This is a genomic window from Zavarzinella formosa DSM 19928, assembly GCF_000255705.1.
In the GTDB taxonomy this organism is placed as follows: domain Bacteria; phylum Planctomycetota; class Planctomycetia; order Gemmatales; family Gemmataceae; genus Zavarzinella; species Zavarzinella formosa.
The window spans coordinates 484302-509880 of record NZ_JH636445.1 but is presented as its reverse complement, the minus strand read 5'-3'; the positions used below and the strand labels follow the sequence as shown (position 1 = coordinate 509880).

At 58.5% G+C, this 25579-nt stretch carries 18 protein-coding genes; 10 read left to right on the top strand and 8 right to left on the bottom strand.

Annotated elements, in window-relative coordinates; translation table 11 throughout:
• Positions 1 to 8: 8 nt before the first annotated feature.
• Positions 9 to 1610 carry a glucose-6-phosphate isomerase gene (locus BGIM_RS0134010; RefSeq protein WP_238537777.1) on the top strand — a complete coding sequence of 534 codons (1602 nt, stop codon included), beginning with the start codon at positions 9 to 11 and terminating at the stop codon, positions 1608 to 1610.
• 24 nt (positions 1611 to 1634) lie between these two features.
• Here the strand turns inward: BGIM_RS0134010 and BGIM_RS0134005 are convergent, their stop codons facing one another.
• On the bottom strand, positions 1635 to 2618 hold the full coding sequence (locus tag BGIM_RS0134005) for an ROK family protein (protein WP_020474128.1): 984 nt from the start codon (positions 2616 to 2618) through the stop codon (positions 1635 to 1637).
• 154 nt (positions 2619 to 2772) lie between these two features.
• On the opposite strand from BGIM_RS0134005, the gene BGIM_RS0134000 reads away from it, so the two are divergent.
• Entirely contained in the window at positions 2773 to 4467 is a 1695-nt protein-coding gene (locus BGIM_RS0134000; RefSeq protein ID WP_020474127.1) for an ArnT family glycosyltransferase, read from the top strand.
• Between the two features lie 7 nt (positions 4468 to 4474).
• Here BGIM_RS0134000 and BGIM_RS0133995 read toward each other — a convergent pair whose 3' ends face one another.
• From BGIM_RS0133995 to BGIM_RS0133985, 3 genes are all read right to left on the bottom strand, one after another.
• Positions 4475 to 5464: a glycosyltransferase family 2 protein gene (locus BGIM_RS0133995; protein ID WP_020474126.1), complete on the bottom strand. Its 990-nt coding sequence runs from the start codon at positions 5462 to 5464 to the stop codon at positions 4475 to 4477.
• 13 nt (positions 5465 to 5477) lie between these two features.
• Complete coding sequence (locus tag BGIM_RS58765; RefSeq protein ID WP_020474125.1) at positions 5478 to 6506, bottom strand: tyrosine-protein phosphatase; 1029 nt, start codon at positions 6504 to 6506, stop codon at positions 5478 to 5480.
• A 73-nt stretch (positions 6507 to 6579) separates the two neighbouring features.
• Entirely contained in the window at positions 6580 to 8025 is a 1446-nt protein-coding gene (locus tag BGIM_RS0133985) for a tetratricopeptide repeat protein (RefSeq protein ID WP_157369632.1), read from the bottom strand.
• A gap of 63 nt (positions 8026 to 8088) precedes the next feature.
• Here BGIM_RS0133985 and BGIM_RS0133980 point away from each other — a divergent pair, with 63 nt between their 5' ends.
• The gene (locus BGIM_RS0133980) at positions 8089 to 9135 is read left to right on the top strand and encodes an L-threonylcarbamoyladenylate synthase (protein WP_020474123.1); all 1047 of its coding nucleotides are present in this window, start codon (positions 8089 to 8091) and stop codon (positions 9133 to 9135) included.
• Here BGIM_RS0133980 and BGIM_RS0133975 read toward each other — a convergent pair.
• Both BGIM_RS0133975 and queF read right to left on the bottom strand, forming a co-directional pair.
• Positions 9132 to 10214, bottom strand: coding sequence for a hypothetical protein (locus BGIM_RS0133975; protein ID WP_020474122.1), 1083 nt, complete (start codon positions 10212 to 10214; stop codon positions 9132 to 9134). The genes BGIM_RS0133980 and BGIM_RS0133975 overlap by 4 nt on opposite strands.
• Before the next feature lie 17 nt (positions 10215 to 10231).
• Entirely contained in the window at positions 10232 to 10603 is a 372-nt protein-coding gene (gene queF, locus BGIM_RS0133970) for a preQ(1) synthase (RefSeq protein ID WP_020474121.1), read from the bottom strand.
• Positions 10604 to 10683: 80 nt separating this feature from the next.
• On the opposite strand from queF, the gene queC reads away from it, so the two are divergent.
• A complete protein-coding gene (gene queC, locus BGIM_RS0133965) occupies positions 10684 to 11370 on the top strand; it encodes a 7-cyano-7-deazaguanine synthase QueC (protein ID WP_020474120.1) in 687 nt (228 codons plus the stop codon).
• A 63-nt stretch (positions 11371 to 11433) separates the two neighbouring features.
• Here queC and BGIM_RS0133960 read toward each other — a convergent pair whose 3' ends face one another.
• The gene (locus BGIM_RS0133960) at positions 11434 to 13365 is read right to left on the bottom strand and encodes a thioredoxin-like domain-containing protein (protein ID WP_020474119.1); all 1932 of its coding nucleotides are present in this window, start codon (positions 13363 to 13365) and stop codon (positions 11434 to 11436) included.
• A 491-nt stretch (positions 13366 to 13856) separates the two neighbouring features.
• On the opposite strand from BGIM_RS0133960, the gene dnaG reads away from it, so the two are divergent.
• The 6 genes from dnaG to BGIM_RS0133925 all read left to right on the top strand — a co-directional run bounded on the left by dnaG (position 13857) and on the right by BGIM_RS0133925 (position 24372).
• Positions 13857 to 15722: a DNA primase gene (gene dnaG, locus BGIM_RS58760; RefSeq protein ID WP_157369631.1), complete on the top strand. Its 1866-nt coding sequence runs from the start codon at positions 13857 to 13859 to the stop codon at positions 15720 to 15722.
• Positions 15723 to 15790: 68 nt separating this feature from the next.
• Positions 15791 to 17458: an RNA polymerase sigma factor RpoD gene (rpoD, locus tag BGIM_RS0133950; protein WP_020474117.1), complete on the top strand. Its 1668-nt coding sequence runs from the start codon at positions 15791 to 15793 to the stop codon at positions 17456 to 17458.
• Positions 17459 to 17604: 146 nt separating this feature from the next.
• Positions 17605 to 18297: a zinc ribbon domain-containing protein gene (locus BGIM_RS0133940; protein WP_020474115.1), complete on the top strand. Its 693-nt coding sequence runs from the start codon at positions 17605 to 17607 to the stop codon at positions 18295 to 18297.
• 120 nt (positions 18298 to 18417) lie between these two features.
• Positions 18418 to 21519, top strand: coding sequence for a WD40 repeat domain-containing protein (locus tag BGIM_RS0133935; RefSeq protein WP_020474114.1), 3102 nt, complete (start codon positions 18418 to 18420; stop codon positions 21517 to 21519).
• 94 nt (positions 21520 to 21613) lie between these two features.
• The gene (locus tag BGIM_RS58755; RefSeq protein ID WP_020474113.1) at positions 21614 to 22321 is read left to right on the top strand and encodes a YHS domain-containing protein; all 708 of its coding nucleotides are present in this window, start codon (positions 21614 to 21616) and stop codon (positions 22319 to 22321) included.
• Positions 22322 to 22503: 182 nt separating this feature from the next.
• Positions 22504 to 24372 (top strand): thiamine pyrophosphate-binding protein, encoded by a 1869-nt coding sequence (locus BGIM_RS0133925; RefSeq protein ID WP_020474112.1) that lies wholly within the window; start codon positions 22504 to 22506, stop codon positions 24370 to 24372.
• A 4-nt stretch (positions 24373 to 24376) separates the two neighbouring features.
• Here the strand turns inward: BGIM_RS0133925 and BGIM_RS0133920 are convergent, their stop codons facing one another.
• A complete protein-coding gene (locus tag BGIM_RS0133920; protein ID WP_020474111.1) occupies positions 24377 to 25516 on the bottom strand; it encodes an SGNH/GDSL hydrolase family protein in 1140 nt (379 codons plus the stop codon).
• Positions 25517 to 25579: the final 63 nt, after the last annotated feature.

The following is a 25579-nucleotide window of genomic DNA, read 5'->3' as shown; positions in this document are numbered from 1 at the left end:
TATGAAGAATGTTTGGGGTTGCCGGTTCCCTGCAATTCGGGCTGCGAGTCCCGACGGCCGAACCACCAGCGAATAACTTCACTGGTCACTCGCATACTCAAACCAACCAACCACACTTCCGTATGCAACTTCCTGACGAAGCGGTCGAATTCAACTTTCAGGGTTCTGTTTGTCCTCATCTGGAGACTTGGACACCGCTCGCGGAACTCCAATCGCAACATTTGATCCGGGCCGAACAAATTGACGGCATCAAACAGCAGATGATGCAGGTGCGCCAGTCCATCGGCAGCGACCGCACGATGGTCAACCCGCCCGCGAAGATGCTCCCGCAGGAGAGCGGCTTCATCGACCTGCCTTCCCTGATGCTGGACCAATACCGTCGCAAGGGGGAGAACAGCGAACTCGGCCGAATCTTGCGGGCAGCCGGGAAACTGCGGGAAGAAACCGATCGCGTCGTCGTGCTGGGCATCGGCGGTTCCTTCCTCGGGGCGAAAGCCCTCTTCGACGCCCTGAGCCACACCCACCACAATGAGTTGCCCGAACGAATGCGGCACGGGAAACCCCGGCTGTACTTCGAGGGAAACAACGTCGACAACGACTCTCTTCAAGATCTGCTGGACATGCTGGAGAACACCTGCGTCGATCCGGCGATCAAGGAGGAACGCTGGGGAGTGGTGGTCGTCAGCAAATCAGGCGGGACGCTGGAAACCGCCTCGGTTTACCGGATTATGCGAAATGAATTGGCCCGTTTTTACGGTCATTCGCCGGAGAGTCTTCGCAAGCGGATTGTCCCCGTGACCGGCCCGTCCGGAAAACTCCGGGAACTCTGTCTCGCCGATGGCTTCAAGGAAGACGAAATTCTCAAGATTCCCGAAAGCGTCGGGGGCCGGTTCTCCGTGATGACGGCCGCCGGATTGCTCCCGGCGGCCGTGGTCGGCCTGGACATCCTCGCCCTGCTCCTCGGGGCCGCGACGATGACCCGGCGATTTTTGGAGGAACCCTTCGATCGCAACCCGGTTCTGCAATACGCGGCCGTGAATCACTTGTTGAACAAGGAAACCGGCAAGAACACCCGCGTGATGGCCGTGTGGTCCCGGAAGTTGGAAGCCTTGGGCATGTGGCACGATCAGTTACTGGCCGAATCCCTCGGCAAGCAAAACCTCGGGCCGACCCCGCTGACGGTGGTGCAAACCCGCGATTTGCATTCCCGCGGCCAGCAGCACCAAGACGGGCCGCGAAACAAAGTGGTGAACAATTTGTTCGTGAAGGGGACAAGACATGCCCCGATTCAACTCGGCATGGCCGACCGGAACGAGGACGACTTGAACTCGCTTTCCCGGAAGACTCTGCCGGACATTCTCTCGGCCGCTTTCCAAGGAACGAACCAAGCCTTCGCCGACGCAGCCCGGCCGACCAATGACCTGATCTTGCCGACACTCTCCGAACACACGATGGGCCAGTTGATGCAAATGCTCATGCTGGCGACCATCGTGGAAGGACGCTTGTTGGGAGTGAACCCCTACGGCCAGCCGGGAGTGGAGGCCTACAAGAAAAACATGACGCGAATCTTGAAGGAAATGCCGAGCAAGGGTTCCTCCGCGATGGGGTGACATTCCCCTTCGCCCGTCAGCCACTCACTTCTTGACCAGTTGTCGGCCGCACGCCGCCGCCCCGATGAAACCGGCGTCGCTGCCCAACAGGGCATATTGAACGATGGTTTTGGCGGCCGGAACCGGGAACGCCAGTTCGTGGATATAGTGCCGGATCCGGTTCAGGAAAGGATCGCCGGCGGCGGTCATTCCCCCGGCGAAAACGATCATGTCCGGGTCAATCAGGTGCATGATGTTCATCGCCCCAACGCCAAGGAAATAGGCCGTGTCGTCGATGACTTTTTTCGCCGTCTCGTCCCCCTGATCAGCCGCTTGGAACACGACTTTCGCCGGAAGTTCCTCGGTGGTCGCATCGAGCAAGTTTTTCAGGATGGAGTCCCCGGTCTGGGTGGCGAGAGCTTCCTTCGCCCGCTTGACAACGGACGTGGCGCTGGCATAGGCCTCCAGACAACCCCGGCGGCCACAACCGCACAGCCGGCCATCGGGAGTCATCTGAATTTTCATGTGGCCGATTTCGCCACCGTGGCTGTGCTGGCCTTCCATCACATGATCGTGAATGATGATGCCGCCGCCGATGCCGGTTCCGAGGGTGAACATCACCATGCTCTGAACATCTTTGCCCGCCCCGATCCAGAATTCACCATAAGCGGCGGCATTGGCGTCGTTCTGGAAGGCAGTCGGAATCTGAAACACTTCTTGAATGTGCTTCTTGACCGGGACATTCCTCCACGGCTTGAGATTCGGCGGGTCCAGAATGATCCCGGCGGGAATGTCCATCGTTCCCGGAGTGGCGACCCCGATGGAGGCGATATCCGACATCGAGAGCTTTGACACTTCGACCGATTTGCGGATGGTCGCGACCATCTGATTCAAGCCGTGTTCCTGGCCCTTGAATGCCTCCGTGGACATGGTGGCGGTTCCGCACACCTTTCCCCCCTCGTCCACGACGGCCGCCTTCATGGTCGTTCCGCCGACATCCAACCCGACATAATACGCATTCACGCTCATGACCCGACCTTGCATGAAGACTGCGACACTCGTTCTCAACAGCGTATCGGGACCGGGGACGGACTCAAGTACTCCCGTCCCGCTTGTGATTGCCAAAACCGGTTGAAGACCTATCATCCCGTCGTCCCGGAGGGCGGCGTTTCAAGGAGGCGAAATGCGGGAATTGTTCCAACGGCGGGCCGGACATTACCTGCTGCTGACCATCGCTCATCTGGTGATGACCCTGCCGAACCTCGGCGCCCACAGTCTTTGGGACATGGATGAAGGGGTGAATGCCGAGGCCGCCCGCGAGATGGTCGAATCCGGGAACTGGATCACTCCCTTTTACAACTACGAATTGCGATCCGCAAAGCCCGCCCTGCTCTACTGGCTTCAAGGCACATCCTATCAGCTACTCGGCGTCAACGAATTCGCCGCCCGGTTACCGGCCGTGCTGTGCGGCTTCATCACCCTGCTGCTGACTTACGAACTGGCCCGGCGAATGTTCTCCCCTTCCACGGGGTTGCTGGCGGGAATCACGCTGGCGAGTTGTCTCGAATTCTGCCTCATCTCACACGCGGCGACCCCCGACCCGCCGTTGCTGATGTTCACCACGCTGACGTTTACGCTTTACTGGCTGGGATCGGCAGATGGCCGCCGCTGGTGGTATGTTCCGACGGCCGCCGCGATGGGTCTGGCGGTTCTCACGAAAGGGCCGGTCGGCCTCGCACTGCCCGCCCTGATCATTGTGCTACATTTGGCCGCCACCAAATCCCTGCGTGCGTTATTGTGCTGGCGAACCTTGCACGGGATTTCCACGTTCTTTGCGGTCTGCGCCCCGTGGTACCTTTTGGTGACCATCGACACGAAGGGACGCTGGACAAAGGCGTTCTTCATGAATGAGAACGTCAACCGATTCAGCAGCGCAATGGACAACCACGCGGCCGGACCATGGTTTCACGTGGCGTTTCTGTTCGTGTTGTTCGCCCCGTGGTGCGTGTTCCTGATCGGATCGGTCTGGTATTCGTTCAGGCAGGCCAGCAGGCCATTGGCCCTAACACCGCCGGAAGATCCACCGAGCGCCCATCGGTATTTGCTCATCTGGATCGGGACGTTTCTCGTCGTGTTCTCCGTGGCGGCCACCAAACTGCCCAATTACATCCTCCCGCTCTACCCCGCGCTCGCCATCGTCATCGCCCGGTTTCTGGATCGCTGGCGAACCGACCCGATGGCGATTCCCCGCTGGATGATGCCCGCCGGAATCGCGGGGTTGGCCCTCGTCGGATCGGTCATCGCGGGAGGACTGTTGATTGCCGGTGGCGAAGTTCATCTGCCGATGAAAGACTTCAATCCATTCCCCGGACTCGGGTCGTTGGCGTGGATCGGCGGGATTCCGCTAGCAACGGCCATCGTCTGCGGTCTGCGGTTACGGCAGGGTGATCGCACGAAGATGTTGGGGGTGTTCAGCTCGGGGGCGGTCGCCTGTGTCGCCTGCATGGGCGCCTTTATTCCGCTCGCCTTCGAGGAACAAAAGATTCCGAAGTATTTCGCCCTGAACTTGGGATTGAAACAAACGGATCAAGACGTGCGAATCGGGACGGTCAACTGGTATCGGCACAGTCTGGTCTTTTATGCGGAACGGGAAGTGGCGAGAATCCCAAGCGCCGAGGACGCAAACGAATGGTTGCGAACACCCCGCCCGGTGTTTATCATCATTTCAAGCCGGGATTGGCCGATTGTATCCGCGAAGATCACCCGGCCCTATCGGGAAGTCGGCCGGCGTTACGACTTCCTGAGCCGGGACGAAATCATCGTGATCTCCAACCAAGACACGGCCGGGAATTTTCTGATGCCCGTTTCCCGGCCCTGAACCAATGTCATCCGGCCCGGCGACGATGAATTGATTCCCACTCATCGTCGCCAATATTTAGGCTTTCCCGCATGACATACGGCCGGCGGTGCTGGCTCTCGAAATAGGTCCGCATCGTCACTTCGCCGAGCAATCCGACGCTCAGGAGTTGAATACCCGCCAGCGTGAACAACACGCTCAGGAGCAAAAGCGGATTGCCGGTCATGTCCACCCCGCCGAGGAGCTTCATGGCGATGGTGGCAAACAGGCTCACAAATGCCCCGCCGACAAAGAACAAGCCGATCCCGCCCATGAAGTGCATCGGCCGCGTGAGATAGCTGGACATAAATTTGATGGTGAGCAAATCAAGAATGACCCGCCCCGTCCGGCCAATCCCGTACTTGGATTTTCCGGCTGTCCGGGGATGATGTTTCACCGGAATTTGCGTCATCTTGGCGCCGAGGTTGTTTGCCAGCACCGGGATGAAGCGGTGCATTTCCCCGTAAATACGCATGTGGGAGGCAACGTCTCGGGTCATCACGCGAAGAGTGCAGCCGAAATCCTTGAACGGCAGTTTCGTCACGGTGCGGATGAGTTTGTTGGCGATAATGCTGGGAACCTTGCGGATAAACATGGAGTCTTTGCGCTTTTGCCGCAAACCCAACACCACGTCGTAACCTTCTTCTAATTTTTTGATCATCTCGGGAATGTCCGAGGGATCATTTTGCAGATCGCCGTCCATCGTTGCCACGAGATCGCCGACAGCCACGTCGATGCCCGCCTGCATGGCCGCCGCCTGGCCGAAATTGCGACGAAGCCGGATGACCTTGATGCGGTGGTCGGCAGCCGCCAGGCGGGACAGGTTGACGAATGTGTCGTCCGTGCTGCCGTCGTCCACGCAAATCAGTTCCCATTGGAGCGGTTCCGGGAGACTTTCGCGGACACGGCGATACAGAGACTCGACATTGTCGGCCTCATCCTTCATCGGGACGACGACTGAAATCGTTTTGGTTTCCATCACCCGTCCTGAGTTATTTGACCGGCTTCGCCGGATCAACGGCATTCCATTCATAATTCAACGGCTCCGAGCCATACTGAAAAAAATCATAGTTCTGACGAGACAAGTCAGCCAACAAGCGATACTTTCCCGGTCCTGGCATCGCCGGGATTGGAAGTGGCAACTCAACGGCTTCCCCCAGCCGCACCACACCGTTTTGAAAGCCGGCCTGGCCGAAATAAACGGGGCGATTGGACACGTCATACACCCAGTAGCGGGCATGAACGCCGATCAACGTGCCGGCACTCATCTCCCAAGGCAGATCACTGAGGTTGGTGGCCCGGAGACGAAACACAATGGCTTCGGAGGCGGGAAGTTCGACCGGGGAATTAATCAATTCCAGCTTGGCGAGGGACACACCGGGCTTGTAGTGCCGCGTCGCCCATTCGCGGAAATTGGCCGGGGAATGACCCTCGTGACGGGCCGACAGCCATTCCTCGTACAGATCGAAAAAGAGATCCATGTTCGCGGTGGTCAACACCCGAAAATGACCGTAGCGGGGCGAGCATTGTCGGCGGGCCGTTTCGTAGTCGGCATCCGTGTACAGAAGTTGCCAGGTGGCCGAGGCCAAGCCGGTGCGGTCGGCCCCCTGCTGGCAATGCAAGAGGATTGGATATTCGGAACGGTCAAACACCTCGATCAGACGGCAAATCTCCAGCGGCGACGGCAACCGATTGGCCGAACTGGTGATGTCCTCTTGCGAAATGCCAAGTTCTTGCGAACTGGCGCATTCAGCCGGATACCAATCAGAAATTGGCCGGCCGCGAAGATTCACCAGGGTGCGGATCTGTTTTTTGGCCACGATAGCCCGAAGATCGTCATTTTGAAGTTGGCCGGTGCGATAAACCAAGCCGGGCATCACCACATGCTGGTTGTGGAAACTCACCATCCGCACGATTTCGGCGCCACCGGCGGCAAACACGCCCAAGACGCACCCCCAGAGGAACGACGCCCAAACGGGGCGGTTCTTCGGTGGCAACGGATTGGCGGCCGGTAAATCCAATTGGCTTCCCCAAAGGGCACGAGTGGGGAAGTATGGCGGATTCGGAAAATTCGGGCCAGCCCGATTTCAAAAGTCAGGCTTCCTGAAGGCGTTGATGCCAGTCGTCGAGTAATTTGCCGATCTGACGGTAGCCAAAGTCGATGTTGGCGAGATCGTGACCGAGATCGATGGCTCGTTGAAGTTCTCCGGCCTCGGCCAAACCGCTCGCCAGTTGAAACAACACTTCCTTGCGGGCCTTTTCGTCGTTCGGAGGCAGCGAGGCAAGGGCTTCCTCTAAATTTCGCTGGGCCAGCCGCCAATTGTTTCGCTTTTTGAAACAAAGCCCGAGTTGCAGACAAGCTTTCCAGTTCAGCCGGGCATCCTTCCGAACTTGCTGATATTCGGTGATGGCCGCATCCAGTTGATCTCCCTCGACGAGTCGGTTGCCCAATTCCAGCCGGTAACTGGCGTCCTGCGGGTAACGTTCGGCCCGGATTCGGTAGAGTTCGATTTCGCGGGAGTTGATTTCCTTCACCAGCTTCGCCCGAATCTTTCGCAAGTCTTCAATGCTATGGCGGGGATCTTCGTCGCCCGCCTCGGCCTTTTTGATCTTCTGATCGGCCAGCGAGATATTACGGCGAAACGGCTCCAGATCAAGCTCCATCAACTCAGTCGCCAGCCGGAAATCGTTGCCGGTCGGGGCCAATCCCTGCTCGATGGTTGCCCGCGCCCGCTCCGGTTGGTTGTAACGCTGATACAGTTCCGCAAGTTTCAAGTAAAGTTGCGCGTCGGCCGGGTTGGTCTGGATGCGGGCCAACAATGCCTCAATCTCCCGAGCTGATTTGTCGACCGTATCGGCGGGGGCGTTCATTTTCGGGTGGGCAAGCGGTGTTTCATCCGTCCCGGCGATTTGCTCGGCGGTGGCCTCCGTGTAGCCCCCTCGTTTGATGGTGTCGCTGGCGGAGAGATCCTTCACCTTGTGGTCGGCTTCCACATCGCTGGGAACAGCCTCTTTCACCATCTGCCAAAGAGCGATGGCCTGGCTGAAATTCCCCCGCTTTTCCAACAAACGGGCCAACATCCGGTTGAGGGTGGCATTGGTCGGATCTTTTTGCCGGGCATGCTCAAGCAAAAAGACGGCCAGGTCCAGATGTCCCAAGGAATCGGCCGCCTCGGCCATGTCCTTCTGAACGCCAACATCCCACGGATTTTTCGAGAGAATTTGCTCCCCGAGATCCAGCACCCGCAAATGGTCCCGAGAATGCTCGGCCTTCTTTAGCTTGGTCCGAAGCCGCAGCGTGGTGAGAAAAGCCAGCCGACTGCCGCGGAGATTGTTGTTAAACTTTTCTTTTTGTGTTTTGCGCAACGTCTTCCGAAACAGGAAATTCCCCGGATCGCGTCGGCAGCATTCAAGGAGCATTTTGATCGCGTAATCGTATTGCTTTGACGCAATGGCGCTGCTGGCCTTTTCAAACGATTTGACCGCAATCGCCCGACTGTCGGAGGAGACCGTCGGGAGTTTGTGCTCGCTCGTACCCATGAGTGTTCGCCGCAAGAGAAAGGTGGTTTCACCATCGACCCGCAAGCCCGGATCCAACCAACCATGTACGATAACATCTCGAATGGTGAATGGCGAGTCGTTACCGTGATGTTCGCGGGAGAAAATCGGAAGACGGCGGTTTGGAAGGTGAATCCCGTTTCACCAGATCCGACCGTGATAGCCCGTGCCGGGCAAATTCTGCAAGAGGGGGGCCTGATCGCCTTTCCGACAGAAACAGTATATGGGCTTGGAGCAAATTCGTTTGATGCAAACGCCGTCTCGTCGATTTACACGGCCAAAGGGCGGCCCTCCCGCAATCCCCTGATCGTCCATTTTGTCGGCGAGGAGATGCGAAAACGCCTCTCCCCCGTCTGGCCTCCGCTCGCGGAAAAATTGGCGAAAGCCTTCTGGCCCGGCCCGCTGACACTGGTCCTCCCCAAAAGCCCGGACGTGCCCGATGTGGTGACCGGGAACGGCCCCACGGTGGCCATCCGGGAACCGGTCCATCCGGTGGCCCGCGCCCTGATTTTGGCGGCAACCTGCCCCATCGCGGCCCCTTCCGCGAACCGTTCAAACGAACTTTCCCCGACGCTGGCCGGGCATGTCCTCCGGGGGCTTGATGGCCGGATCGATGTGTTGCTGGATGGCGGTCCGTGCGCGGCGGGAATCGAATCCACCGTGCTGGACCTGAGCGGGGAAAGGCCCCGGATACTACGACCCGGTCCGCTGAGCCGGGAAATGTTGGAAACGATCATCGGTCCCGTGGAAATCAGCGGCGGACACTTGGGGGAGGCCCACCTCCCCTCTCCGGGAATGCTTCTCAAACATTACTCGCCGCGAACGCCGACCGTGATGGTGCGAAGCCCGGAAGAATTAGGGTTTGATGAGGGACATTTAGCCGTCGTCACATTTGGCCCGATTGGGAATGTCCCCGCGACAGTGGTTGTTCTTCCCGGTGATCCCGCCGGGTATGCCGCCGAGATTTATGCCCGGTTACATGAACTGGATGACGGCCGGTTTGACCGAATTGTGATCGTGGAACCACCTGACACGCCGGCTTGGGCGGCGGTTCGAGATCGTTTAAAGCGGGCGACCCACCGGGCGGACTAAAACCACCGCATGATCCGGCGGCGTATTTCGCGGGCTTGGGAGTACAGCAGAAAAATCCCCCCCGCGACGAAGATGGACACGATCCACCAGAACCGTTTCTTTTCATCGATCTGGTTTTGGATTTTGGCTGCCCGCTCGGCCTCCTGTTCGGCCACCTTCGCGGCGGCCGCTTCCGAAATGGCCGTCAGTAAGACCCGGCGATGATCCAAAAGTTGCGGGTTGGAGTAACCTTGGGTATAAGACCCCAAGTCGAGAATCCTGGCGGCGGTGTCGATATTCCCTTCCGTGTTGTACAATTCGCCAAGTTGCCAGAGCAACCGGGCATCATTCGGATGCCAAATGAGCATTTGTTGAACGATGGCGAGGGCATCCGGCGGGAGTTTGGCCTTCTCTGACTCGGCGATCTTGCCCGCTTGGTAGCCCCCGTCGCCCGATGTGAACTTGACGAAGTCCGATTCCGATTTGCCACCGGCGGGGAAGATTCGATCCGGGTTTTCATTCAGGCCGATGACTTTTCCCAAACGGGCTTCCTCGGCCCTCTTGAGCAGCCACGGCAGGTAGTAATCCTTTTCCACCTTCTTGAGCCACGCCAGTTGATCCCGGCTCAACTGGCCGAACTTGGTCGGAAAATCGCTGTATTTGACCGCCATCAATTCTTGCTCGGCTGCCTCCCGCCATTCCCCGCGGGCGGCGTGCGCCCGCGCCAAGTGTGTGTAAACGAGGAATCCCCCCCGGCGGGGGTCACGGGCAATCGGGTGCAGCAGGTTCAACACCTCGTCGCCCCGGTTCACACGAAGCAGATCGGCGGTATACCCAGCCAGTTCATCCGGCGAGAGGCGGTTTACCCCTTCCAACCGGCGTTTCCGAATGCGTTCTTCCAATAACAATTTCAGCCGATTATCCGGGACGTTGATGTCCCGGAAATCGGCCAATTGGGTGTCGAACCCGCCGGAATACTGCATCTCTTGGGCAATGTTTCCGGGTTCGATTTCAAAAAGAAATAATTGGTCCGGGCTATAGATGCCCGCCTGGAGAAGCCCCGGCAGAAAAATCAGCGTCAGGCAAACGGCGATCCGCATGGCGTCTCCCGGCGGGTTCAACCCTGTTTCGCCACATGGGTACAGGTGATAATGCTTGAGATGCCCCCTCGGGGGGTAAACGCCCCGACCACCTTGCACGAACGGGGCTGGCAGGCTTTCACAAAGTCGTCAAGAAGCCGGTTTGTCACGGCTTCGTAGAAAATTCCCTGACTGCGGAACAATTGCAGGTACAGTTTCAGTGATTTCAGTTCCACGCACGTTTTATCAGCCACATAGGTGTAGGTGATCGTGCCGAAATCGGGCTGGCCGGTCTTCGGGCACATGCTTGTGAATTCCGGGCAGACAATCTCAATCGTGTAATCACGACCCGGAGCCGGGTTGGGGAAGGTTTCCAATTGGTCTGCGTTGGGTGCGGTCTGCTCGGCCATTCGATCCTCGACGACATTCGGGACACAGTTATTTGATAGGATTCCGGGATGCCCGATGCCAGTTGCGGAGTATTCATCCCGTGAGCAATGCCGTCGTCCTGTTGAGCGGAGGGTTGGACAGCACCACTACCCTCGCCTTCGCCAAAGCCAAAGGACATGAGGTTTACGCCCTCAGCGTGAACTACGGGCAGCGTCATCGGGTGGAACTGGATCGGGCCGCAATTGTTGCCAAACAAATCGGCGTCCGGGATCATCGCTTCGTCCGCATCGACCTGCTCGCCATTGGCGGTTCCGCCCTGACGGACGCCATTGAGGTGCCGAAGGACCGCAACGAAGCCGAGATGGCCGCCGGGATTCCGGTCACTTACGTCCCCGCCCGGAACACCATCCTCTTGGGAATTGCCTTGGGATACGCGGAGACAGTCAACGCATTCGACATCTTCGTGGGGGCGAACAGCCTTGATTATGCGGGCTACCCCGACTGTCGGCCGGAGTATCTGGCCGCGTTTGGCGAACTGGCCAACCTCGCCACCAAGGCGGGAGTGGAAAAGCAGGGCCGCTATCAAATTCACGCCCCGCTGATTCATCTCAGCAAAGGGGAAATCATCCGGGAGGGGATTCGGCTGGGAGTGGATTATTCGCAAACGGTGAGTTGCTACGACGCCGACGAGAACGGCCACGCCTGTGGACGATGCGACTCCTGCCACCTGCGGAAAAAGGGCTTCTTGGAAGCGGGCATTCCCGACCCAACGATCTACAGAGAATAAAAACGAAAAAGCCGGTCTCCAAAGGCATGAACCTTTGGAGACCGGCCTTTTCCAACCACTCACTTACTTGTCCTTCGATTCCTTCACGACCTTTTTCAGTTCTTCTTCCAGCGTCGTGGCCTGCACACTGCGGCTGATGACCTTGCCATCGGCGCCCACCAAGAACATATTCGGCAGCACCGTGATGCCATACTGCATAGCCAGCGGGCTATCGAGACCTCCCGGTTGGAACAGGTGTGTTCCGCCGGCCGTGTTACCCGCCACAAATTTCGTCGCATCACCCGCCGAGTTGTCAAGATTCACACAAACCAATTCAACTTTGCCCGGATGAGCTTCCAAAGCCAATGCGATCTTCTTAAAGTCGCTCGTCGCGGCTCCGTTCCAACTCGCCCAGTAGTAAACCACCACCGGCTTGCCTCGCAGCGATTTCACATTAAAAGAAGTGCCGGCGCCGAGCGTCTGGGCGGCCAGATCAAACTCTTTGCCTTCAAGCGACAATCGTTCGAGGCAACCGCTCGCCTTCTTGGTCAGGGCGTGCTTGGGGAAATTCTTCACCAGCAGGCTGTACCAATTCTTGGCCTCGGTTTCCTTGCTGACGAACTCGTTCACCATACCCAGTTGCATCAGGGCATCCGGGGTATCATCAGCAGTCGGAAAATCACTGACAAACTTCGACAGTTTTTCTTTCCAAGCGTCTTGGAGTTTGCTCATTTCGCCCGCCCCGCCGGGTGCCGCCATCGTGAGCTTCGACGCATATTCGCCGCTCATCTCGCGATAGGTCACGAACGCCAGCAACGGGCTTCCGGATTGATCCTTGGCCAGCGCCAACCGCCAGGCTCCCAGCCGTTCAAGGGCGAGTTTGTCCCCTTGTTGGGCGGCGGCCGCATAACACTCGGCGATTTGACGGACCCAAACATCGCGTTTGGAGACATCTTCCGGCTTCGTGATAAGAGCGGCAATCTTTTCGAGAATCGACGCCCGCTTGAGGTTGTAAGCCACAATCTCTTCCCGCGTCTTGGGCGGCGTTCCGGCGTCATGTTTCTTCAATTCTTCGATGAACTCACCAGCACCAACCGGGATTGGAATCTGTCCCTTGTCAACCAACCCGTCCGGGCCATCCGGTGCGGGACCATTTCCGGGCACGGGGGCCGAGACAACTCGCCACGCCTTGCCGACTTGGATCAGTTCGCCCGTCTGGAGCCAATTGTGCTTGGAATCCTTGCCTTCACCCTCTTGGTACAAGATTGTCGCATGACGGTAATGAACCAAGTCGGCCTTGGAGCCGATCACATCGGCCGGAATGGTTTCCGGCATTTTAGTTTCGAGGTGAACCCAAGTCGTCTTGTCGTTCAGTTTGATCAAGGCGGCGGTCGTCTTTTGAAACTGCTCCCCAGACTTGGCGACCTTGTCCTTGAGTCGTTCAACTTCCTCGGCCGGAAGGCCAAGCGTGATGATGTCTTCCTGCGTAATCATCAGTGCCTTCAACCGATTAAAATCGCGGGTCAGCACGGAGGCGAGGATTTCTTGGCTGACTTCCTCGGAGGAGATGACAGCCCAAGAATCGATCACCCCGTCCTCATTGGCGTCAATGCCCCACTTGGAGCCGTTCGGCCCGAGCCAGCGATATTGGTCGGCAGTGCCGTTCTTGTTGGTGTCTTCTTCCCGGTAGGCTTCCTGGCCGTCCCGATAGTAAGACCATCGGTTCACTTTGTTTTCGCCGGTGGTGTCGTGAAACTTCCGCAAGATCCGGCCCTGACCATCCTTGAGCACCCACGCGGTCGGTGTTTTGCCGGAGGCAAGGACTTTACCTCTTTCCAGTTCAACTGTGCAAGCAGCCTGCTCGGCGGCCGACGGGGTGGTGACTTCTGCCACTTGGCGGGGTTTGTAAAGCAAAAGCTTTTCAACTGTTGGAGACTCTGCGATGGCCGTCCCCGACAATCCGGCCAGGAAGGTGAGGCCAGCCAAGAAACGAAACCCAAAGCGGAACTTATTCATCTTGTTCTCCCAAGGGCGGTCAAATCACCCACGATTCCACGCGGGCTTGCTCACTCGATCTGCCCTCTTGAATCGGTTCCGGGAGAAGGGATTATTCAGGGCGGAACAGGCGGACGGGAGAATCTTCTTCGGCACAACCGACACTGTCTGGCTATTTTCCCCATATTTTCACGGGGCCGGCGATGTTTCCCAAATCCGCAAATCGGTCCAATCGGCACCGGATAACCCAACTTGACCGATCTGCCCGGCCGATTATAATAACAACACATTCCAAGGACGGAGTGTGGGGAACTGACTACGGTCGGTTCCAATCGGCGTTCGACCTGACGCATGAGAAAGGATTTCTTCAACCGCGTCGATTTGGGTTCCCCCTGATCCCGAACCTTCCCGAACGTTGTCCCACCTTTTTTCTTGATTTCAATCCAACACAACGCCCCGTTGGGCGGCCGATGGGTCGCGGAACGGACGTTAAACATTCTCCAGGTGAGCGAGTGGCCGACGAACGGAACGGACTCACGAGACAGGTGAAGGAGGCCAGCGACATCGTCGCGATCATTGGCTCCTACCTGACCCTCACGCCCGGCGGCGGGGCGTTCAAGTGCGTCTGCCCGTTCCACAACGACAACCGGCCTTCAATGCAGGTCGATCCCAAGTGGCAGAACTACCGTTGCTGGTCCTGCGGCAAAAAAGGGGATGTGTTCACCTTCGTGTCCGACTTCGAGAAAGTGAGTTTTCTGGAGGCACGTGAGATCCTCGCCAAACGCGCGGGGATCAATCTGGAGGAAGCCCCGGTTGAGAACATCCGGCGGCAGAAACAACTCGACGCGATCAAATGGGCCGAGCGGCTTTATCAAGAATGTCTGCTGGCCGAACAAGTCGAGGGAGACAACGAACTCGACGAGCGATTGAGAACGCTTGGAGAGCGGGCGAGGAAATACCTCGGCGAACGGAAGCTGACCGGCTCAACCGTGCGGGCCTTTGGCTTGGGTTTCGCCCCCCCCTCCGGTGACTGGCTGGTGCGGGCGGCGATGGATTCGCGGCAGGATTTCGACATCCTGCGGGAAGTGGGATTGGTCGGCGAGAAAGCGAACAAGGGGGGGTATTACAATCGGTTTCAGGACCGGGTGATGTTCCCCATCAGGGACGCCCGCGGCCGGAGCGTGGGATTCGGCGGCCGAATTTTGCCGGACAGTCCCCTCGTTGACAGATCACCGAAATATTATAATTCAACGGAAACACCCCTGTTTTCCAAGAAAGAATTGCTCTACGGTTTGGATCTGGCCAGACACGCCGGAACCAGCGAAGGGTATCTGGCCGTGGTCGAGGGATACACGGACGTGATGATGGCCCATCAGCATGGCGTGGCCAATGTCGTCGCCACGATGGGCACGGCCCTGAATGAATCACACGTGCGGCAGTTGCGGCGGTTTGTGCCGAAAGTCGTGCTGGTGTTCGACGCGGACGAAGGCGGGACAACCGGCGTGGACCGGGCCTTGGAAATCTTCATCGGTTGCGATGTGGATTTGGCCATCGCCACGCTGCCCGACGGGCTTGATCCGTGTGACCTTCTGACGGCACAAGGCAAAGAACCGTTCCAAATGGCCTTGAGAACGGCGGTCGATGCCTTAGAATTCAAACTCACACAAGCGCTCGCAAACGCCGGTGGAAGTTTGGAGAACACGAAACGAGTTGTGGACTCGGTGCTAGGATTAATGGCTGGCGCCCCCGAATTACCCGGTCAGGCCGGACGTGTCAAGCACGAACTGTTGATTACCCGAATCGCCCACCGACTGGGCCTCCGACAGGAAACCGTCTGGGCCAGATTCGGCGAACTGAAAACGGACAAGAAGAAAGAAGTCGCCCGCAAACCGCCGGGTGAGAAATCGGACCCCCCGACGACGATACCCACCCGAACCGCGCCGGCCGACCCGCTTGAGAAACAACTGTTGGAATTGCTGCTCGCCGACGAAAAACTGGTCGGCGAAGCCTACCTTGAAATTCGGCCCGAGGATATCGAGCATCCGGGCCTTCAGAAACTCCTCGCGGGGTTGTATCAGCTACGGGAGACGGGTGAGCCTCCCGAAATTGACGGACTCCGCGCGTTGCTTAACCATCCCCTGCTCGCCGCGAAGGCGATGGAAATGCAGGAAGTAGGGAGGATGGTCACGGATCGGGGCCGCTGGCTCCGGCACGTGCTTGACCGTTTCCGCGATCGGAAACGAGAGCTGGCCAAGGGTCAATTGAGGGATCAATTGAACTCGACCGCCACCCACGAGGACGCTCTCGACTTGTTGCGGAAATTGCAAACCCGTCACGGGACGGGTTCCGATACCGAGTCCGGCCGTCAGTCGTCCTGACACCGCCGGCGTGACTCACCGACACCCGGCGGACCGGCGAACGGATTTGCCTGCGAGGAGGGTAAGGAATGGATTTGAAATTGGATGAGAGCCTCAAGTCGCTCATCGACCTTGGCAAACGAAGCGGCTACCTGACTTGGGATCAGGTGAACGGCCAGATTCCCCCCGAAACGGTGGAACCGGACCGCCTCGACCAGATCTTGGAACTGCTCGACCAGCACGGCATCAGCATCATTGAGGAAGAGCAGGCCGAGGAACGCGCGGCCCAGAATCCTCCCGCCGACCCGACCGAAGAAGACCCGCTGCGGGAAACGGAACTTAGCTTCGCCGAAGACGGCGACGGCAAGCACACCGACGACCCGGTTCGGATGTATCTGACCCAAATGGGGGAAATTCCCCTTTTGGATCGCGCCCGCGAAATCAGCCTCGCCAAAAAGATCGAAGTCACCCGCCGGTGGTTCCGGCGTAAAGTGCTGGAATGCGACTTCGCCCTCCGGTATGTCCACGACATCCTCCGCCGGGTTCACGCCGAGGAACTGCCGTTCGACCGCACCATCAAGATCTCCCAGACGGAGAAACTTGAAAAGGACATGATCCTGAAGCGGATGCCGCACAACCTGCGAACCATCGAACCGCTGATGGAACACAACACGGCCGATTTTGAATTGCTCATTTCGCCGGAAACTTCCGACATTGAGCGGAATGAAATCCGTCGCCGACTCAAGCTCCGCCGCAAGAAAGCGGTCACGCTCATTGAAGAGTTGAGCATCCGCACGCAGAAGATCCAGCCCCTCATGAAAAAGATGGAGCAGATCTCGCAGCGGATGACCGAACTGGAGGACTTGATCAACACCCTCCGGTCATGTCGCAGTCCCAAGGAACGCGAAGACCGTCTCGGCTTGGAAGGCGAACTCAACGAACTCATGCGGCTGACGCTCGAAGAACCCGCCAGTCTGCGGAAGCGCGTCCGCATCATGACCACGCGGTTCAACGAGTACGAACAATCCAAGCGGGAACTCTCCGGCGGCAACCTCCGGTTGGTTGTCTCCATCGCCAAGAAATACCGCAACCGTGGCCTGAGCTTCCTGGACCTCATCCAAGAAGGAAACACCGGTCTGATGCGGGCCGTTGACAAGTACGAATACCAACGCGGCTACAAGTTCAGCACCTACGCGACATGGTGGATTCGCCAGGCGATCACCCGGGCCATTGCCGACCAAGCCCGGACGATTCGCATCCCGGTCCACATGATCGAGACGATGAGCAAGCTGCGGAACGTCACCAAGAAACTGGTGCAGACGCTCGGCCGCGAACCCACCGTCGAGGAAATGGCCGCCGCCGCCGAAACCACGGTGGAAGAAGCCCGGCGGGTGTTGAAGATCAGCCGTCACCCGATCAGTCTCGACCGTCCGGTCGGCGAAGGGGACGACAGCTACTTCGGCGACTTCATTGAGGACGATTCAGTAGCCTCGCCGGTGAGCGCGGCCACGAACGAAATGCTCAAGGACAAGATCGACGGCGTCCTGAAGACCCTGACCTACCGCGAACGCGAGATCATCAAATTGCGTTACGGCCTCGGCGACGGGTATACCTACACGCTTGAGGAAGTCGGCCGGATCTTCAAAGTCACCCGTGAACGGGTGCGGCAGATCGAGGCGAAGGCCGTCCGCAAGCTGCAACACCCGGTCCGGTCCCGGCAGCTTGAGGGCTTCCTTGATGGCAGCCAGCAACAGTAACTTGTTTGCCGGTCATCCATTTTCAAGTTGAACCACCATCAAGCCGGGGAAGTTATTGGCGATTGCCAGTGGCATCTCCGGCGGTTTTGCTTCCCAAGCGGAACTTGTAAGATGGCACTTGAAACCACTGACAAAGAGTCTCATCCATGCTCAATGCGCTTCTTCATGAGATTCACCGTCTCCGCAAACTGATCCGCGACGCCAAAGCGGAAATTGACAAGGCCCCCAAGCTTCTCAAGGCCCATCAAACAAAACTGGCCAACCTTCAAAAAGCCGCCAGCGATGCCAAGGATGAGTTAAAGAAACGCAAGGCCCACCAGATGGAACTGGAGAGTCGGCTGAAAGCGGCCGGACAAACACTGGCCAAGCACGAGAAGCAATTTAACGAACTTTCTTCGCCGAAAGAATTCGCCGCCAAACAAGCCGATATCGACAGCACCAAGACCGTGATCGCCCAATTGGAAACAGAAATCCTTGAGGCGATCACGGACATTGAAGAGCGCACGGCGAAAATTCCCACATTGGACGCCGCCGCCGCCAAGGGCGTCACCGACTTTGCGACATTTGAAAAAGAGGCGGCTGAAAAACTTGCCCGGCTGAAAGTCGAGGCGGCCGACGCGACGAAAAAACTCGCCGAGAAGGATGCCCAAATTCCCCCGGCGTTCAAAGTCCAATACGAACGACTGGTCAAGGCGCACGGAGCCGACGGACTGGCCCCGGTGGAGAACAATTCCTGTTCGGCCTGCCGGATCAATCTCACCCAGCAACAAATGGGGGACATCCAAAAGGAACGGATTTCCTCCTGTCAAAATTGCGGCAAGGTTCTCTATCGCCCCTGATGTTGGTTCAGGCTCCGCTGATCGTTACATATTCGCCGAACACATAGTTCCCCCTCCCGCCGGGGGACTCGTATACTTTCCCTCAAGAGTCGTCACCTCGCCACTCACCGGGATCATCCCATGAATCGCCATCGGCTTCTCCATCTGGCCCTGGCCCTGTTCGGGGCCATGCTCGTCGGGCCGCTGTTCGCCCAATCCAAGACCGACGATCCCGCCGGGTTAAAGGCAAAGTTCCAACAGGAACGAGCCGACGCTCTCGCCAAGAAATTCCCCGAGAGCAGCCTCCTCGCCGCCGACGAACTGGCCTCGCGAGCCGAGACCGCCTTAAAGGGCGGCAACACCGCGAACAGCCTGAAATTCTATCGTCAGGCGCGCTGGTTGATTCCCTATGTCCCCGCCGACCTGCCGCCGAACGTGGACCGCGTGCTGGGCATCGCCCGGATGCGGCACGGGGCGGAAGTCACCGGGTTGGCCTACTCGCCGGACGGCAGCCAACTGGCTTCCGCTTCGCTTGACGGAACCGTCAAGGTTTGGGACTTGGGCAACGGTCGGGAACTTCGCAGTTACCGGGGCACGAAAGACCCCGTGAAGGCAGTCGCCTGGTCAAAAGATGGCAAACACATCGCCAGCACGGCCGGCAATGAAATTCATGTGTGGGAAGCAGACACGGGCAAACTTTGGAAGACCCTGAAAGGGCATGAAAAGCCGGTGAGCAGTCTGTCATTCCATCCCGAAGGCAAGACGCTGGTTTCCGGTTCGGACGACAAGAGCGTGCGGTTGTGGGATTTGGAAAAGGGCGAGATGATTGCCAACTTGAACGGCGATTTCGCTGATCGGGCCAAAGCCCAAGTCTACGCGGTCACATTCAGCCCGAACGGCAAACTGATTGCCGCGGTGAACGGCAACGGACAGCTTCAAATTTGGAATCCCTCGCTGGAGAAGAAGAAGCAACTGGTGAGCGGCATCGACGCCCACCCCGGATCAAATGCCTATCAGGTGGTCTTCGGCAAAGACACGTCGATCATCTTCACCTGCGGCAGCGACAACAAAGCCAAGCAGTTCGTCGGCCTCGGACCGACCGGAGAGAGCCTCCCCGGCCACGGCAAACCGACCCCGCTCGAAGGACACTCCAGCAATGTGATCGCCTTGGCGGCAACTCCCGACGGCAAGTTCCTGGCGACGGGCAGCACGGACAAAACGATTCGCCTGTGGGATCTCACCGGCGTGGTCCCCCGCGTGGTCCGGGTGTTCCACGGACATTCGGAAGAAGTGACCACACTGGCCTTCTCGCCAGACGGCAAGACACTCGCCTCCGGCAGTAAGGATCAAAGCCTGCGATTCTGGACAGTGTCGGTGGCCGACGAGCATCAAAATCTGGACGACCACAAAGCTTACGTATGGACCGTCGCCGTCAGCCCGGATGGCAAGCTGGTCGCCTCGGCCGGGGCTGATCGGTTGATTGTCGTCCGCGAGATCGGCGGCAAGGTTCTGCACAAACTCGAAGGACACACGGCCGCCATCACTGCCCTTGCGTTCAGCGCCGACAGTTTGAAACTGGTGAGCGTGGGCGGGGACAAAATCGTCCGCGTCTGGGATGTCAAGGATGGCAAACCGCTCAAAGAACTCAAGGGACATACCGGCCCGATCATGGCGGTGACTGTCGGCGGACCGTCCGGGAAGTTCATTCTCTCCGGCGGGATCGACAAGACCGCCCTTCTCTGGGATCTGAACGCCGATCAACCGTTGGCGACGTTTCCAACGATCAAATCACCGGTCAGTTCCGTGGCGATTCGCGGGGACGGTCTTCTGGCCGCCCTCGGAAGCGCGGATGGTTTCGTGCGTCTCTTTACCATCACGGATAAAGTGGCGAAAGAAGTCCTTGCTTTCCAGCCTCATACTTCGGGAATCGGGGCGTTGGCCTTCAACCCGGAAGGCACGCGGTTGGCCACCTGCGGAGGTGACGGGGCCATCAAAGTATGGACCTTGCTTCCCGATGCCGCCCTGGCGACGGTGACCGGGAATATGTCGCCGACACTCCCCTTGTTCGCGGAATTCGGCACGACCGCCAAAACGGACATCAACCGGCAAACCAAGCCCGTCAGTTCCGTGGCGTTCAGCACGGACGGCCGGTTGCTCGCCTCCGGCGGCGGTGACATGATCGTCCGGGTGTGGGACATGGGGCCGAATCGCACGGAATTGCGGGCTCTTCGCGGACATCAGGATTGGGTGAGTTCCGTGGCGTTTTCGCCAAACGGCCGACTGGTGATTTCCGCAAGCGTGGACAAGACCGTGAAAATCTGGGAACTCGGCAGCGAAGAAACCGCCAAGCCGGTCGGCCACACTCGCCGATTGAACACCATCGCCGTCAGCGGGGACGGTCGTTGGGTGGCGAGCGGTTCCGAAGACAAGACAATCAAAGTATGGGATGCACTTGCCGGAACGGAAGCCTTCACCCTGGATGCTTCCTCCGGCGGCCATGATGGTGAAATCACCTCGCTGGCATTCGACCCCACCGGAAAGAAACTGATCTCCGGCGGCGAAGACAACAAGATCATCATTTGGGACACCGCGACGCGAAAACCGCTCGCCACGCTCAACACGGAACAGCGTCTCCCCTTCATGCTCTACACGGTGAAGGGGGATCGTTTCGTCGTGTGGCAGAACACCAAGCGGAGCGTGGACAATGAAACCAACAATGTGAAAACCTACGACCCGGAAGGCAAGCCGCTGCGAAGCATGGACCTCAACCGGGCCGTGATGTGCATGACCTTTAGCGTGGACGGCGACATGGCCGCCCTCGGTTTCAGCGACGGCTCCGTGCAAGTCTGGCGGTTGGACAAAAACGAACGTGTCGGCGGGGACTGGGCGGCTTTCGACAAGGATCTCAGCGACTTGGGCATCTCGCCGGACAAGAAGAAACTGGCGGCCATCGACACCAATGGAACAGTGAAGATTTACGACATTGAGAAGAAGGAAGTCGTCAAAAAATTCGATGCTCTCAAGACGAGCGAACTGCTTGGATTGATTGTCAGCCCGGATGGCTCGCGGTTTGCCACTTATAGCGCATCCGGCGAGGTGAAACTCTGGAAGTTCGAGAATGGCGAGGAAGCCCGGAGTTGGTCTCTCCCCACGCCAGTGCGGAACGCTGTCTTCAGCGCCGACGGCAAAAAACTGATCACCGCGAACGGAGACACAACCATTTCGGTGTTGAATCTGCCATAATACCGGAGCCGGCCCCGGAACGATTCACCGATCCGGGGCGTCCAAACACCTACAAGATTGAATTTTGAGACAACCTTTTTCTCCGGGGAACCACATGAACGTTCGGATGTTTCTGGCCGTCGCCTGTCTGCTTGGCGTGCTGACGGGCTCTGGCGTCGCGGCTGACAAGGCCGCCGACAAAGCCGCCCTTCAGGCCTTGAACGACTTTATCGGCAGTTGGAAGGGCGATGCCTCCTCGAAGGATGGAACCAAAGACGTCACTTGGAAAGAAACCGTCGAATGGGGCTGGAAGATCAAGGGGGACGACCTAGCCCTTGGACTCAAGTTCACCGGCAGCAAGCAGTTTTCCGAAGGCGTCCTCCGTTATCTGGCTGACAAAAAGAAATACCAACTCACCGCCACCCCGGCCGGTGAGACCGCCGGCGGCAAAGCCGATCAGGTCTTCACCGGCGAGATTAAGGCCAAAAAGCTGGTTCTTGAACGAGTCGATGCCGCGACGAAGGACAAATACACGATCGAGATGAGCACCAACAACGACGGCGCCCGGTTTGTGTACAACGTCGCCCTTCAAAAGAAGAGCTTCGGCGTCGCCAAGAAGGTCGTCGAAGCGGGTCTGACGAAGGAAGGCGTTTCGCTCGCGGGGGGCAAGAAGAACGAGTGCATCGTCACCGGCGGGGCCGGAACGATGGCCGTCAGCTTCAACGGCAAGACTTACTATGTCTGCTGCTCGGGTTGCCGGGACGAGTTCAACGCCAACCCGAAGAAGTATGTGGACGAATACGAAAAGGCCAACAAGAAGTAATCCGGCCGATGTTTCAGGCAATCGCGAACGCGGAAGGGCATTCCCTTCCGCGTTTTTCATTTCCTCCACCCATCTTTCCCCGATCACCAGTGTTCCCGGATTGATTCCCCCGTTCGGAATCAAGCGAGTCTTCCCAAAATCCGATACCTCTGGGGTATGCGTTACTACTCCCCGGAGACGTCATGGATTTGCCGCTGACACGCCGGACGTTGCTTCAAGGTGCCGCCGCCATCGGCGGGCTGGCGATTTCGTCACAAGCAAACCAGACACAGGCGTTCTTTCACCAACACAAACCGGGCTGGATCACCGGGAAAATGACCGGGGCGATGGCCTGCATCGAAGCCCTGATTCAAGAATCCTGCGATTGTGTGTACGGCATTCCCGGCGCCCAAGAGAACGAACTCTGGGACGCGATGAAGACCAAGGGACTGCCCTACCTGCTTTGCACGCACGAATTCAGCGCGGCGGCCATGGCCGATGGCTACGCCCGCAGCACGGGCAAACCCGGCGTTCTGGCCGTCGTTCCCGGTCCCGGCGTCACCAATTCCCTCACCGGCTTGGGGGAAGCCCTCGTCGATTCGGTGCCGTTGGTTGCCATCGTCGGGGACATCGCCCAAGGGGAAAAGTTCCGGCCGTTTCAGGTCCACTGCCTCGATCAAGTGGCCATGCTCAAGCCGGTCACCAAGGGTGTGTTTCATGTCGAACACGTCGGCCAAGTCGCGGCGGCCGTTCGCAATGCCTTCGCTTTGGCCACCTGCGGCGAACCCGGTCCGGTGGCGGTTGTCATCCCCTACACCATGCTGATTGAGGTTCACGACTTCAACACCCCGCCGGCCGAGACTCCGGGCTATCCCTTCGACGAATCGGCGTTTCTGGCCTCGATTGAACTGCTGTCGCACAAGCGGAAAAAAGTCGGCATCTATGCCGGGCAAGGTTGTCTGGCGCACTCGAACGAACTCGTCGCCCTCGCGGAGCTTCTTCAGGCTCCGGTGGCCACCAGCGTGTCCGGCAAAGGGGCGATCCCGGAGAATCATCCGCTTTCCGTCGGCTGGGGTTACGGAGCACAAGGAACCGGCGCGGCCGAGGCGACCTTTGGCGGGTTGTGTCACGGGGTGGATATCCTGCTGGCCATCGGCGTCCGCTTCAGCGAAGTTTCCACCGGGTTTTACGGGTTGCCGAAGATCGCCCAAGTGATCCATGTGGATGCCAATCAGGCGAACCTTGGCAAAGTCGTGAAGGCCGACGTATGCGTGCATTCCGATGCGGGTGTTTACCTGAGCAAAGCTCTCGGATTCCGCGATCAAATTGGCCGAGAGGCTCAGCCAAAGCTGGTTGAGTGCATCGCCAAAGAGAAAATGGAAGACGCCCGGCGATATGCGAAGTTCGAGGCCAAAACCGGGGCCGACCCGATGGCCTTCGTCCTGGCTCTGCGAAAATTGCTGCCCGAAAACGGCCTGACTTTTGTGGATGTCACGGTCACGGAACATCTCGCGGCCGAGGCGTTCACCGTTTGCAAGCCCCGAACCTATTTTAACCCGACCGACAATCAATCAATGGGCTGGTCAATCCCGGCAGCGATCGGCGCCCAGAAGGTTAACGCGGGCAAACCGGTGGTCACCATCACGGGAGATGGTTGCTTCCTCATGTCCGGGATGGAAATCTCCACGGCGGCACGAGAATCCCTGCCGGTAAAGTTTTTCATCCTTGATGACCAAGCCTACCACTACATGCAGATGTTGCAGAAATCCGCTTATCTGCGCACGACGGCCACCATTCTGGCGAGGATGGACTACTCCGCATTCGCCCAGGCGATGGGGGTCGGGTATCTGGAAATCGACTCAACCGCCAAACTAGAATCGGGCATTCAGGCGGCGTTCAACTATCCGGGGCCGGTGTTGGTGCGAGTCATCACCGATTACCGGGAGCGCAAGATTCGCTGGCTGGAGGCTGTGCGACGGCGGTACATCCGCGAGCTGACGCCCTCGCAAAAAACCCGGTTCTTGGCCCGTTTGGGAAGCCGGGCCGTCGAGTTCCACCGGGCCAACGACTGACTATTTATTCGGATTTGCCATTCTTCGGTGCGGCGGGCAACAATTCCCGCAAGACTTTCTCAAAAGCGTCGGCATGACGGACGAAGCCCAAGTCCGTCGGGTGGGAACCATCCACGGTGTCCTCCCCATCGGCTCCCAAAAGGGTATCCCCTTTGAGGTAAACGAGACCGGGAATCTTTGCCTCGACCAGTTTGGCGTATTCCGCTTGAAACGCGGCCCGGCTGGAAAGGTTGCGTTTCAATAGCGATTTGTTGACGGTCGCATTCGCATAGGTCCGGTCTTCCACCAACAAGATGGGCGTGGTCGGCCTTGCCTTGCGGAGAGCGTTCACCAACGGGGCGGTTCGCTCGGCAATTTCCTTTTCCTGCATGTTCGGCAGGCAATCAATCACATAAACCGCCGGGTCGAGTTCCGCGAGCAAGGCGACGACCCCTTCGTCCATCCGGCCGCTGCCGGAGAAGCCGAAATTCAATACCGGCCTTTCCAGTCGTCGGCCGAGAATCGCCGTGTGAACCATCCCCGGCCGGGACGCGCAGCCCCCTTGGGTGATGGAGGTGCCGTAAAAGAGAATCGGTTTGTCGGCTTGCGGAGCGCGCGGCGGGCCTTTGGAAAGCGTGGCCGTTTTCGGCAGCCCGATCTCGACGCTGGCGGTGCCGTTGTAAAGCGGAAGATACAGCAGGCATTCCTTTTTGCCGGGAAACATCGAAATGGCGGTGGTGTTTCCCTCTTTCTTGGCTGGCTGGCCCACACCGGCCCAATGCCACCGGCCATCCGCGTTGGAACGGACATACAAATCCACGCCGCTCACACCCGTCGCGGGCATGTGAGGCATCGCCAGCCGATCAGACGTGAGCGACCACCGCACACGAACACTGTTCGCATCCGTGACAAACCGGGCGGCGAGGCCCGCCGAATGCTGGCTCAGCCCCCACACGCTGGCGGGAACTTTCCCCTCGGCCCGTGCCGGGAAACGGTCATAGAGGGATTTGGTGTCTTTCCAAGCCTGCCCTTCGATCTCCGACAAACGAAGGTCATACCAAACAATCGGGTCTTTGGGATCGGCCTTTCCCTTTTCAACCGGGATGAGTTCTTGGGCAAAAGAGGCGAAAGGAACACACAACAAGAACAACAAAACACGGATCACGTTTCGACTCCGAAAGGGGTTGGCGGGAGACGCATTATGACGTGAAAAGTGGTGTGAATGCAC